The organism is Alitiscatomonas sp., assembly GCF_037242085.1.
Classification (GTDB): Bacteria; Bacillota; Clostridia; order Lachnospirales; family Lachnospiraceae; genus Alitiscatomonas; species Alitiscatomonas aceti.
Genome location: NZ_JAXXBR010000066.1, coordinates 19,731 through 31,639 on the forward strand (window position 1 = coordinate 19,731; position 11,909 = coordinate 31,639).

11 protein-coding genes and 1 tRNA gene are annotated in these 11,909 nt (G+C 52.6%); 10 read left to right on the forward strand and 2 right to left on the reverse strand.

Going from position 1 to position 11,909, the window contains the following annotated elements:
• Positions 1 to 5 precede the first annotated feature (5 nt).
• Positions 6 to 680 (reverse strand): ABC transporter ATP-binding protein, encoded by a 675-nt coding sequence (locus tag WIH05_RS05705; protein ID WP_022274275.1) that lies wholly within the window; start codon positions 678 to 680, stop codon positions 6 to 8.
• Between the two features lie 190 nt (positions 681 to 870).
• Here WIH05_RS05705 and WIH05_RS05710 point away from each other — a divergent pair.
• Both WIH05_RS05710 and WIH05_RS05715 read left to right on the forward strand, forming a co-directional pair.
• A tRNA-Lys gene (locus WIH05_RS05710) sits at positions 871 to 943 on the forward strand.
• Between the two features lie 244 nt (positions 944 to 1,187).
• Positions 1,188 to 2,174 carry a pyridoxal-phosphate dependent enzyme gene (locus WIH05_RS05715; RefSeq protein ID WP_337425093.1) on the forward strand — a complete coding sequence of 329 codons (987 nt, stop codon included), beginning with the start codon at positions 1,188 to 1,190 and terminating at the stop codon, positions 2,172 to 2,174.
• A gap of 42 nt (positions 2,175 to 2,216) precedes the next feature.
• On the opposite strand, the gene WIH05_RS05720 is transcribed toward WIH05_RS05715, so the two are convergent.
• A complete protein-coding gene (locus WIH05_RS05720; protein WP_022274277.1) occupies positions 2,217 to 3,080 on the reverse strand; it encodes a YitT family protein in 864 nt (287 codons plus the stop codon).
• Positions 3,081 to 3,380: 300 nt separating this feature from the next.
• Here WIH05_RS05720 and WIH05_RS05725 point away from each other — a divergent pair, with 300 nt between their 5' ends.
• The 8 genes from WIH05_RS05725 to WIH05_RS05760 all read left to right on the forward strand — a co-directional run.
• Positions 3,381 to 5,099: a peptide ABC transporter substrate-binding protein gene (locus tag WIH05_RS05725; RefSeq protein ID WP_022274278.1), complete on the forward strand. Its 1,719-nt coding sequence runs from the start codon at positions 3,381 to 3,383 to the stop codon at positions 5,097 to 5,099.
• A gap of 99 nt (positions 5,100 to 5,198) precedes the next feature.
• Entirely contained in the window at positions 5,199 to 6,146 is a 948-nt protein-coding gene (locus WIH05_RS05730; protein ID WP_022274279.1) for an ABC transporter permease, read from the forward strand.
• Complete coding sequence (locus tag WIH05_RS05735; RefSeq protein ID WP_022274280.1) at positions 6,136 to 7,080, forward strand: ABC transporter permease; 945 nt, start codon at positions 6,136 to 6,138, stop codon at positions 7,078 to 7,080. The genes WIH05_RS05730 and WIH05_RS05735 overlap by 11 nt, the downstream gene beginning before the upstream one ends.
• A gap of 27 nt (positions 7,081 to 7,107) precedes the next feature.
• Positions 7,108 to 8,175 carry an ABC transporter ATP-binding protein gene (locus WIH05_RS05740; protein WP_337425094.1) on the forward strand — a complete coding sequence of 356 codons (1,068 nt, stop codon included), beginning with the start codon at positions 7,108 to 7,110 and terminating at the stop codon, positions 8,173 to 8,175.
• The gene (locus WIH05_RS05745) at positions 8,175 to 9,149 is read left to right on the forward strand and encodes an oligopeptide/dipeptide ABC transporter ATP-binding protein (protein WP_215654413.1); all 975 of its coding nucleotides are present in this window, start codon (positions 8,175 to 8,177) and stop codon (positions 9,147 to 9,149) included. The genes WIH05_RS05740 and WIH05_RS05745 overlap by 1 nt, the downstream gene beginning before the upstream one ends.
• A gap of 27 nt (positions 9,150 to 9,176) precedes the next feature.
• Positions 9,177 to 9,956, forward strand: a complete 780-nt coding sequence (locus WIH05_RS05750; RefSeq protein ID WP_022274284.1) for a nitroreductase family protein — start codon at positions 9,177 to 9,179, stop codon at positions 9,954 to 9,956.
• 245 nt (positions 9,957 to 10,201) lie between these two features.
• Positions 10,202 to 10,597, forward strand: coding sequence for a MarR family transcriptional regulator (locus WIH05_RS05755; protein WP_337425096.1), 396 nt, complete (start codon positions 10,202 to 10,204; stop codon positions 10,595 to 10,597).
• Positions 10,598 to 10,741: 144 nt separating this feature from the next.
• Positions 10,742 to 11,909, forward strand: a 1,168-nt coding sequence (locus WIH05_RS05760; RefSeq protein ID WP_337425095.1) for a 6-phosphofructokinase, incomplete at its 3' end; no start/stop codon positions are given.

Genomic DNA, 11,909 nt, shown 5'->3' on the forward strand with positions numbered 1-11,909 from the left:
TCTGTTTATTGAAACTGTCGGATCAGCTCTTCGGCTGAGAGACCGTTTCTGGTCTTAGTCAGAACTCCGTCCTTTAAGACATACATACTGGTACACAGGGCCAGCTCCTCCATTTCATGGGAGGTAAGGATCACAGTCCCTCCGTCCGCCGTGTAGGCTTTCAGATAGGCCTGTATATCCCGTTTACATTCCAGGTCCAGGGCGGCTCCCGGTTCGTCCATAATGAGGACAGGGGCGCGGCCTGAAAGGGCGCAGGCGATGCTGAGGCGCTTTTTCATGCCTCCGGACAGGGTATCCACCCGCTTCTTCAGCATGGGGCCGATCCCCAGGACAGAGCTGCAGCCCTCTGTCAGATCCTTCTCCATCTCCTTCCGGCTTCCGCGGTGCCATAAAAGCAGGTTGTCTTTTACCGACAGCTCTCCGATCAGCGGGTTCTCCTGGGGAACATAGGCCGTAAGGTCAGCGGCAGCCCCGGACCTTCCCCGGATCTCGGTCCCATTGATGCGGATGCTCCCGCTGTCTGCACGCAGGGCTCCCGCCAGGATCGACAGAAGCGTGGTCTTTCCGCAGCCATTGGTTCCGACGATTCCCACGCACTGGCCGGGCCCGGCTGAAAAGCTGACGCCGTTTAGGATCCTGTGTTTTCCATAGGACTTACAGATTCCGGAAACCTCCAACATAAGCCGTCCTCCTTCCTGTTTTATGGCCCTTATTTTACCATATGAGAGGGGGGTGATGGAAGCGTTTTGGGAAAACGTAAAAAAGTTTAAAAAAAAAGTAAAAAAAGGTGTTGACTTTTTCGGAACCTTGTCATATAATAATGGACGTGTCAAGGAGATAACACAGAGACACAGAAAAACAAAATACCAAGCGCCTTTAGCTCAGTTGGTAGAGCAGTAGACTCTTAATCTATTTGTCCGGGGTTCGAGCCCCCGAAGGCGCACTGAAAGGTTCCGATTTTGCAGACTTAGGGCTGTGGGGTTGGGACTTTTTTTATTGCTTAATCGCATCTGGAAGTCTTGTGTTGAAGCTGCAAACAGCCGATAAGAAAAAATTCTGAATTGCAAGAATCGGTCTGTCTAAGTGAGGCTCGCTATGCTATACTGGAATTATGGATTACACGCTGCATCAGAGGGGGTAAAAAAGGCTTTTGCCCCAATATTTCATTTATAAGGAGTGTAGGAGATATGAGAGAGCGGATCGAAGATTTTTTGGACCGGACGGAGCGGGTACAGCTACTGGCTGCGCCTACGCCGCTTCACGCACTTTCTGGTTTTTCGGAATATAAAGATGTACAGGCTTATATAAAAAGAGACGATATGACCGGGCTTGGACCGGGAGGGAATAAGGTCCGGAGCCTGGAATATATCCTTGGGGAGGCGGTTTCCATAGGATGCAAAAAAATCCTGGCGGCGGGGCCTGTGCAATCGAATCTCTGTACGCTGACGGCGGCGGCCTGTGCCAGGCTGGGGCTGGAGTGTGAGCTGGTGCATAATGGAGAGGAGCCGGAGAAAAAAGAGGGAAATCTTCTGCTTAACGGGCTTCTTGGAACGGTTTCCCATTTTTTAGGGAGCTGTGATTCCAGTGAAAGGAATGCATATACAGAGGAATTGGCAGCTTCCTATGAAAAGGCTGGGATTCCTTCGTATGTGGTGCGAAACGGGGCGACGACTGGACGTGGAGCACTGGGCTATACTGCCGCTGTACGTGAAATGAAGCGGCAATGTGAGGAAATGCAGATCCATAACATGACGATCTTTGCTCCTGGAGGAAACGGAGGCGTAGCCGCCGGTCTGATCTATGGGAATGAAATGCTCGGCAGGCCGTTCCGCATCGTGATTATAAGTGTGGAGGATGACCGGGATACCCTGATCCGGCACATTGAGAAAACCATACATGAGACAGAGAAAATTACAGGGCTTACAATGGAGGCAGCTGTGGAGGAGACCGCTGAGATATCTGATCTGTACAGAGGAGCCGGATGGGGCATGGATACCAGGGAAAGCAAGGAGGAGATCCTGCGCTTTTCAAGGCAGGAGGGCATTTTTATTGAAAATATTTATAACAGTAAGGTTGTTGTTGGAATGAAGGACTGGATCAGAAAAGGGAAGGCAAAGGGAGCCGTGTGCTATCTTCATACCGGGGGCTTTGGCTCCTTGTTTGCACAGTATTAGAAATATTCAGATATCAGAGCAAAGCCCCCGGCGGGTAAGGTCCTACGGCTCCATCTTTCCAATGGAGAAGCCGCGGCCTCTGGCCTCGTTGACACGGGCAATGGTCATAAAGGCCTTGGGATCGATCTCTGTGACCAGATCGCTGAGCTCGTTTAACTCCCTGGAGGTGAGGATGGTCATGACCTCGCAGGATTCCTCTCCCGTATAGCCTCCGGCGATGTGATACAGGGTGACGCCGCGGTTGATCTGGGTCTTGATGGCATCGGTGATCTTCTGGTATTCCTTGCTGATGATCCGTACCTGCATCCGGCTCTTTCCCATGGTGGAGGCCTTATCGGCGATCATGGAATACAGGATGATGAGGATGATGCTGTACAGGGCCTTTTCCAGCTGGGAATAAGGGATCTGGAAAAGGAGGATCACGATATCAAAGCCGTACATGGACACAGACAGGGGGATCCCCAGCTTCTTTTTAAGAAGGAGCACAGGAACGTCATTTCCTCCGGTGGAGGAGCCTGCCCGGATCACCAGGCCGATGCCCGCTCCGATCAGAAGGCCGCCTAAGACTGTGGCCAGCATGGGATCCGCAGTGAGCGGCTCAGTGACCACAAGCTGGATCTGGCTTAAAAGGAACGGGAACAGAAAGCTGCTGATCAGCGTCGTGACCGCAAAATGTTTTCCCAGGGTGAGTGCGCCCACCACGAACATAATGGCGTTGTAGCCGCCCAGGAACACGGCCACAGGAATGTGGAAATAGTGGGCGGCCAGAAGTCCCAGACCGGTGGCCCCGCCGCTCATCAGCTCCTCCGGGATCACGAAGGCGCCTACACCGATGGACATGAGGACGTTTCCGGCCAGCACCAGAAGCAGTTCCATGACCCGTTTCTTCATTTTTTCATTTGTCATATTCTTTCTCCCTTCAAATTGGCAAAGCAAAAAAGAAAGCAGGCTCTTCAAAGCCCGCTGCGTCTGTTGATTCCGTTTTCCTTTGCATTACCATAGCTCTACCCCATTTGTTTTCTAAAGCTGTCCTTTTATTATATCATCATTTGTGTGGGCTGCATAGGGGAAAATAGAGAAAATCTATAAGTGAATGTCAACTTGATAGATTTTTCAAAGTTGACAAACAGGTATGGCGTTGATATAGTGTCTGTGGTTCAATAACCAGAAAATATATACAAAACGTACAATTTTGGGGAGGAAGACATGAAGAAAAAGGTAGCAGTTCTGCTTGCCATGGCCATGGCAGCGGGCGTTCTGTCCGGCTGCGGCGGCAGCGGAGGAAAAGAAACAACAGCGGCAGCCACAGAAGCGGCTGATGCAAAGGAGACAACAGCGGCAGAGAAAGAGACCGCGAAAGAAACAGAAAAGGCAGACGAGGGAGAAAGGAAGCAGGCTTTAAGCGTATCCCTGGATGCAGAGCCGGATTCTCTGGATCTGGCAAAGGTTTCGGATATGTATTCTACCACCGTGGTATCCCAGATGATCGAGGGCCTTACAGCCATCCGTGTGGATGAAAACGGCGCTGAGACCGTAGAACCTGGAATGGCGGAGTCCTGGGAGTCCAGTGAGGACCAGATGACCTGGACCTTCCACTTAAGAGACGCTAAATGGGAAGACGGCGTGGATGTAAAGGCCGGGGATTTTGAGTACGCCATCAAGCGTATCCTGAATCCGGAGACCGCATCCCCGATCTCCGGCAATATCCTGTTCATCAAGAACGCAGAAGAGGCCGTTGCCGGCTCTGTTGGCATTGATGAGGTGGGCGTAAAGGCTCTGGATGACAAGACTCTGGAGATCCAGCTGGCATATCCGGCTCCTTACTTCTTAAGCAGTTGTGCAGGAAGCTCTATGCTGCCCATGAGACAGGACATCGTAGAGGCCAACGGCGACTCCTATGGAACCGAGGCAGATAAGATCGTTGGAAACGGACCGTTCTCCTTAAAGGAGTGGGTGCATAATTCCAAGATCAGCTATGTGAAGAACCCCTCTTACTGGAATGCAGACGCTGTGAAGCTGGAAGAGCTGACCATGAAGATCATCAACGAGGAGACCGCAAGGATCGGTGAGTTCGAGAACGGCGGCATTGACGTGGTTCCGGTTTCCACTGCCGAGTGGGTGGAGAAGCTGGATCAGAATAAGGATTATGTAAAGAAGGTGGTAAGCCTTCCGAGAACGGAGTACCTGTTCTTCAACCAGGAAGTGGAGCTGTTCTCCAACGAGAAGGTAAGGCAGGCATTCTCCATTGCTTTAAACAGAGAGGAGATCGCTTCTGAGGTCTACCAGGGAATGCAGGAGCCGGCATACGGCTGGATCCCCAACTCCATGCAGGTGGACGGCGTGAACTTCAGAGAGATGGCCGGCGAGCCCATCCAGGAGCTGATCGAAGAAAATCCGGATCCAAAGGCGCTTCTCATCGAAGGCTTAAAGGAGCTGGGCATGAGCGAGGATCCGTCCCAGGTGACCGTTCAGTTAATGAGCAGAAACACCTCCCAGGATATTGCAGAATACTTCCAGTATACCTTTAACACGGTTCTGGGCGTAAATGTAGAGATCGATCCCGTTGAGTGGCCGGTATTCCAGGAGAGAAACAGAGGACTGGATTATGAGATGGGCTTCAAGTCCTATGGCGCAGACTTTGACGATCCGTATTCCATGATGCAGCTTTGGATGACCGGCGTTAAGACAGTACCCACAGGCTGGTCCAACGAAGAATATGACAGACTGATGACAGAGGCAAGCCAGTCCCTGGATAAAGAGCTGAGAGCAAAGGATTACAAAGAGGCGGAAGCACTTGTTTTAAGAACAGCGACCATCTGCCCGTACGCATACTCCACAGATATCTCTTACTCCAAGAATTATGTAAAGAATATCATGGAGCCGGTATTCTCCTCCACTCTTTATAAGTACAGCTATATCGAGTAAGAAAAAACAGGCTGCCGCAAAAGGTCCGGAAAGGATCCTGCGGCGGCCTTTTTTTACGCAGGCGGGGAGCGCTCCATGTCTGCAGGAAAGAGGTAAAAAATGGGAAAATATATTTTAAAGCGGATCCTGTATGCAGTGATCGCGCTGTTTGTGGTCTCCACCATTGCCTTTTTTGCGGTCCGCATGATCCCGGGAAACCCCATTGAGGCAATGACGGAGAAGCTGCCCGATGAGATCCGGCAGCAGGTGTTCGAGCAGTACGGTTTTGACAAGCCCATCATGGAACAGTATAAGCTGTTTTTTAAGGAGCTGTTCACAGAAGGAGATCTGGGAGAATCACTGAAATACAGAGGAAGAAAGGTAACGGACACCATCGCCTCCTACGCACCGGTATCGGGGCTTCTGGGAGCCGAGGCCATTGCCATCGGCGTGATCTCCGGTATCATCCTGGGGATCGTTGCAGCCTTAAACCGGGGGAAATGGCTGGACTATCTGGTCATGTTCATCGCAGTGGTCGGGATCGCGGTGCCGAACTTCGTGCTGGCGTCCTGTTTCCAGTATTTTCTGACCATCCGTTTCCATCTCTTCCCCACTACCGGCTGGGAGGGATTTTCCTATACGGTGCTGCCGGCTCTGGCTCTGTCCTTTAACTCTACGGCCAAATACGCCAGATATATGCGGGCCAACTGTCTGGACGTGCTGAACCAGGATTATATCATTACTGCAAAATCCAAGGGAATGTCCAAGTTCCGTCTGATCCGGAAGCATGTGCTGAAAAACTCCATCCTTCCCATCATCACGCTCCTGGGGCCGCAGATCGCCCTGATGTTCGGCGGAGCCTTTGTGATCGAACGGATCTTTGCCATTCCGGGCCTGGGCTCTTATTTCGTTTCTTCCGTTACGGACCGGGACTACACCATGGTCATGGGACAGACGATCTTTATCGCAGCCCTTTATATCCTGTCCGTTCTGATCGTTGATATCCTGTATGGATTCATCGATCCGCGGATCCGTGTATCCCAGAGAGGAGGAAGAGATGGAAATTAAGACGATTGAAGAACTGGGCCGCATACCGGTTGAAAATGATGATTTTGCGGCGGCGTCCGACCAGGGCGAGGGGGACGTGATCCTGCGTCCGTCCTTAAACTACTGGCAGGATGCCTGGAGAAGGCTTAGAAAGAACCCGGTGGCCATCCTTGCCATCGTTATGCTGGCGGCGCTGGCGGTGATGTGCGTGGTGGGGCCTGGAATGACAGGCTATGACTACGACGCTGTCAGCCTTTCAGAGAAAAATGCGCTCCCCTCATCGGAGCACTGGTTTGGAACGGATAAGATGGGGAGGGATCTGTTTACCCGTGTATGGATCGGCGGACGGATTTCCATGATCCTGGGAATCGCAGGAGCTGCCATCGACATGCTCATCGGTGTGGTGTACGGCGGCGTAGCGGCGTATTTTGGAGGAAAGACCGACGCCATCATGATGCGGATCGTGGAGATCCTGGCCAGTATCCCCTATCTTCTCCTGGTGGTGCTGGTGTCCCTGATCGTAGGAAAGGGAGTCGGAAGCCTTCTGATCGCCATGTGTCTTACTGGCTGGTGCCATATGGCAAGGCTGGTCCGGGGACAGGTGCTCCAGCTGAAGGACCAGGAATATCTTCTGGCCGCAAAGGCCCTGGGAACACCCTGGTATAAGGTGATCTTCCGCCATCTGATCCCCAATACCCTGGGTGTGGTCATCGTGGCCGTGACCTTCGACGTGCCTTCCTTTATTTTCGGTGAGGCGTTCTTATCGTATATCGGTCTGGGCGTACAGGCTCCCATGACCAGCTGGGGCTCCCTGGCCTCCAATGCCCAGCAGACCATGGCTTTTTACCCGTACCAGCTGTTTTTTCCAGCATTTTTTATCGCGCTGACCATGCTGAGCTTCCAGCTTCTGGGAGACGGCCTGCGGGATGCGCTGGATCCGAAGCTGAGACAGTAATGATACAAGGGAAAAAGGGTGAACAAAATGAAGGAACAGAAAACAAATTTTGATACAGAGACAGCCAGGGACGATTCAGATGTGATCCTGGATGTGCGGAATCTGGACGTATACTTAAATACATATTCCGGCCGGATCCATGCCGTAAGGGATGTGAGCTTTACGCTGAAAAAGGGAGAGACCCTGGTGGTGGTCGGAGAATCCGGCTGCGGAAAATCCATGACGGCCCGGGCCATCATGCAGCTTCTGCCGGAAAAGATCTCAGAGGTGGGAGAACGGTCCCAGATCCTGTTTAATGGCACGGATATTTTGAAAATGCCGGAAAAGAAGAAAGAAACCGAATTAAGGGGAAAATATATCTCCATGATCTTCCAGGATCCCACCACATTTTTAAATCCCACCATGACCGTGGGAGAGCAGATTGCAGAGAGCCTTCTGCTCCACAGTAAGATGAAGAAGAAGGAAGCTATGGAACAGGCCCTTTCCCTTCTTAAGATGGTAAAGATCACCAATCCCGAAAAGCGGATCCGCCAGTATCCCCATGAGCTGTCCGGCGGAATGCGTCAGAGGGTCATGATCGCCATGGCCCTGGCGTGCGAGCCGAAGATCCTGATCGCTGACGAGCCCACCACGGCTCTGGATGTGACTACCCAGGCAGATATCATGGAGCTGATCCGGGAGCTGCAGGAAAAGATGGGAACATCGGTGATCCTGGTGACCCATGACCTGGGCATCGCCGCAGAGGTAGGAGACCGGATCCAGGTCATGTATGCGGGGGAGATCATTGAGACGGGGACCAAGAGTGAGATCTTTAAAAAGGCGGTCCATCCATATACCTGGGCGCTGATGAAATCGGTTCCATCGGCCCAGAGCCAGACCGAGGAAAAACTGTATTCCTTAAAGGGAACGCCGCCGGATCTGATCGCGCCGCCCAAGGCATGTGCCTTTGCCCCCAGATGTGAGTACTGTATGGGGATCTGCCGCCGGATGCACCCGGTCATGGCCGCTGAATCCGAAAGCCATAGCGCCGGCTGCTGGCTGATGCATCCGGACGCTCCGAAGCCGGAACGGCTGGGGAAGGGAGGAACCATATAATGGAAGAAAAGCAGGTATTGGTAAGGATCGAGGATCTGTGTAAATATTTCAGACTCAGCTCCAAGGAAGAGCTGAAGGCCGTGGATCATGTGTCCTTTGATATTTTCCGCAATGAGACCGTGGGCATCGTGGGAGAATCGGGATGCGGAAAAACGACTCTGGGCCGGACGGTGCTGGGGCTGTATCCGGCCACGTCGGGCCGGGTCCTGTTTGACGGGATGGACGTCCACAGCGCCGGGAAACGGGAAATGCGCGAATTTAAAAAGCGCGCCCAGATCATGCTCCAGGATCCCTATGCATCCTTAAATCCCAGAATGACCGTTCGGGATATCATTGCTGAGGGGCTGGAGACACGGGGGAATTTTTCTAAAGCAGAAAAGGATGAAAGGGTCTGCGAGCTTCTTTCCCTGGTGGGCTTAAGACCGGAGTACCGTTCCCGGTATCCCCATGAATTTTCCGGCGGCCAGCGTCAGAGGATCGGAATTGCCAGGACTCTGGCTGTGGAGCCGGAGTTCATCGTCTGTGACGAGCCGATCTCTGCCCTGGACGTGTCCATCCAGGCCCAGATCGTCAACCTGTTTGGCGAGCTGAAGGAAAAGCTGGGTCTGACCTATCTTTTTATTGCCCATGACCTGTCCATGGTCCGCCATATTTCTGACCGGGTGGGCGTCATGTATCTGGGAATGATGGCGGAGATGGCAGACAGCCGGGAGCTGTATGAGAATCCGCGCCATCCCTATACAAAGGCCCTGCTTTCTGCGATCCCCAGTACGGATCCAGACCAGCCCATGAGCGGCAGACGGATCCGGATGGAGGGAGAAGTGGGAAGCCCTGTGAATCCTCCGGCCGGATGCCGGTTTGCCAGCCGCTGTCCGTGGGCCACTGACCGGTGCCGGAAGGAAATGCCCATGCTGCGCCAGGTCGCCCCAGGACATTTCTGCGCCTGCCATCTGGAAGAGAGCCAGGGAACGTGATATAATCAAAGAAAAAAGGAGTATGCCATGAACATTTCAGAAGTCATTAAAAACAGGACGTCCTTAAGGGTATATGACGACCGGATGGTCGAGGATCAGGATCTGGAGAAGATCCTGGAGGCGGCGTCCCTGGCTCCTACTGCCGGGAACCAGCAGTTATATTCGATCATCGTGATCAAAAGCCAGGAGACCAAGGATAAATTATCCGAAAGCTGTGATCACCAGCCATTTATCGCCAAGGCGCCGGTCCTTCTCCTGTTTGTTTCCGATCAGAAAAAATGGTTTGATTATTACAGGCTGGAGGGCTGTAAGCAGTTTTCTGAGCGGGAGCCCGGGCTTTTCTGGGAAGCTCCCAATGAATCGGATCTGATGCTCTCCATTGAGGATACCATGATCGCGGCACAGAATGCGGTGCTCATGGCTGAGTCCCTGGGGATCGGATCCTGCTATATCGGGGATATTCTGGAAAATTACGAGTTCCATAAGGAACTGTTGGATCTGCCGGACTATGTGGTGCCCATCTCCCTGGTATGCCTGGGATATTATAAGGAAGGCCATAAGCGGGTCCACAGAAAACGGTTCGACCAGAAATATGTGGTATTTGAGGAAAAATATAGAGAACTTTCCGATGAAGAGCTGAAGGAAATGTTTGCAGAAAGGGCTGCCGGCTTCGTAAAGACTCCGACCAGCTCTGCGGAAAACTTTGCCCAGGCCTTTTACCGGAGAAAAACGGGGGCGGCCTTCTCCAAGGAGATGAAGCGGTCGGTACGCGCCATGCTGGCTGATTACACAAAGGAGTCCTGCTAGGGAAAAATAGCGGGATTCCGGCGTCTTTCCTTGATTTCCCGTCCGGGGATGTGGTATCATGTCTGTGCATAGATGTGATACCACATGTTTTATGATAAAAGCGCTTTGCGGGGACTGCCATGGAACATCGGCGGAGCCTGTCCCAGACGGAAGTGTATGTAAACGGACGAAAAAGAAAGGATCTCCTGACAGTGGATAAGTACGGAATCTTTAACGAGGTACTGGTGCGCCTGTTCCGCGACATTATGGACATAGAGGAAAAGGCCATCATTACGCCGGAATTCAAGGATATCACCAATAACGACATGCATGTGATCGAGGCCATCGGCACCGGTGCGCCCAAAAATATGTCCTCCATCGCCAGAGAACTGTCGGTGACCGTGGGCACTCTGACCATCGCCATGAACAGCCTGGTGAAAAAGGGATATGTGGTCCGGGAACGGGGCCAGGAGGACCGGAGGGTGGTCTATATTTCCTTGTCTGACCGGGGACGGAAGGCCTTTGAGCATCATGCACAGTTCCACCGGGAGATGATCGAAGGGGTGACCGGGGATCTGAGCGAGGAGGAGATGCAGGTCCTGGTGAAGGCCCTTTCCCGGCTGGATAGCTGGTTCAGGGAAAAAGAGCTGCAAAATCAGTAAATATATTGAAATATAACGATTGAAAAAAGCTCCCGGATATCGTATAGTAGAATCCAAGTGACTTTTCAGAGGGCCGGAAAGGCCCTGGCCCGGCGGTGTCGGGCGATGGAGGGGTGCAAAGAAATAGTAAGGGGGCTTTTTTATATGAAGGGAAATGTAATCGTCGGCCAGTCTGGCGGTCCGACTTCAGCCATCAACTCCAGTCTTGCGGGAGTATACAGAACAGCCATCGATCGGGGAGCAAAAAAGGTATACGGAATGCGTCACGGGATCCAGGGGCTTCTGGAGGAAAAGTATATCGACCTGTCCGAGCATATCCGCAACGAGCTGGACGAGGAGCTTTTAAAGAGAACGCCGGCGGCGTACCTGGGTTCCTGCCGTTATAAATTACCGGAGATCCATGAAAATCCGGAAATCTTTGAAAAGATCTTCGGGATCCTGGACAAGCTGGAGATCGAGTGCTTTATTTACATCGGCGGCAACGACTCTATGGACACCATCAAAAAGCTTTCTGATTATGCCATTGTGAAGGGATACTCCACAAAGTTCATCGGCGTTCCCAAGACCATTGACAACGATCTGGCGCTGACCGACCACACACCGGGATACGGAAGTGCTGCCAAATACATCGGAACCTCCACAAAGGAGATCATCCGTGACAGCAATGCTCTGGAATATGGCAAGGGACTTGTAACTGTCATTGAGATCATGGGACGGAATGCCGGATGGCTCACAGGCGCAGCCGCTCTTTCCAAGGGCGAGGACTGTGAGGGACCGGATCTGATCTACCTGCCGGAGCTGGCCTTTGACGTGGAGAAGTTTGTGGAGAAGGTAAGAAGTCTGCTGGAGAAAAAGCAGTCCGTTGTGGTTGCTGTTTCTGAGGGGATCCGTCTGGCAGACGGCCGCTATGTGTGCGAGCTGACCGACGGCGTGGATTATGTGGACGCCTTTGGCCACAAACAGTTAAGCGGTACTGCCAACTATCTGGCCTGCCGGATCGCCAACGAGCTGGGCTGCAAGGCAAGGGGCATCGAGCTTTCCACGCTTCAGCGTGCCGCTTCCCATCTGGTTTCCAGGATTGACATTATTGAGGCCTACCAGGTAGGCGGAGCTGCCGTGAAGGCAGCCGACGAGGGCGATAGTGGAGAAATGGTGATCCTGGAGCGTCTTTCCGATGATCCGTACCAGTGCACCACCAGCCTGAGGAACGTCCACAAGGTTTCCAACGTGGAAAAGGTCGTTCCCAGAAAGTGGATCAACAAGGACGGCGACTATGTGACAGAGGAATTCTTAAACTATGTGAAGCCGCTGA

Excerpts from the sequence above, each read along its gene's own strand:
- WIH05_RS05705 (WP_022274275.1), bottom strand. The coding sequence starts at position 680 with ATGTTGGAGGTTTCCGGAATCTGTAAGTCCTATGGAAAACACAGGATC.
- WIH05_RS05715 (WP_337425093.1), top strand. The coding sequence starts at position 1,188 with ATGAGAGAGCGGATCGAAGATTTTTTGGACCGGACGGAGCGGGTACAG.
- WIH05_RS05720 (WP_022274277.1), bottom strand. The coding sequence starts at position 3,080 with ATGACAAATGAAAAAATGAAGAAACGGGTCATGGAACTGCTTCTGGTG.
- WIH05_RS05725 (WP_022274278.1), top strand. The coding sequence starts at position 3,381 with ATGAAGAAAAAGGTAGCAGTTCTGCTTGCCATGGCCATGGCAGCGGGC.
- WIH05_RS05730 (WP_022274279.1), top strand. The coding sequence starts at position 5,199 with ATGGGAAAATATATTTTAAAGCGGATCCTGTATGCAGTGATCGCGCTG.
- WIH05_RS05735 (WP_022274280.1), top strand. The coding sequence starts at position 6,136 with ATGGAAATTAAGACGATTGAAGAACTGGGCCGCATACCGGTTGAAAAT.
- WIH05_RS05740 (WP_337425094.1), top strand. The coding sequence starts at position 7,108 with ATGAAGGAACAGAAAACAAATTTTGATACAGAGACAGCCAGGGACGAT.
- WIH05_RS05745 (WP_215654413.1), top strand. The coding sequence starts at position 8,175 with ATGGAAGAAAAGCAGGTATTGGTAAGGATCGAGGATCTGTGTAAATAT.
- WIH05_RS05750 (WP_022274284.1), top strand. The coding sequence starts at position 9,177 with ATGAACATTTCAGAAGTCATTAAAAACAGGACGTCCTTAAGGGTATAT.
- WIH05_RS05755 (WP_337425096.1), top strand. The coding sequence starts at position 10,202 with ATGGACATAGAGGAAAAGGCCATCATTACGCCGGAATTCAAGGATATC.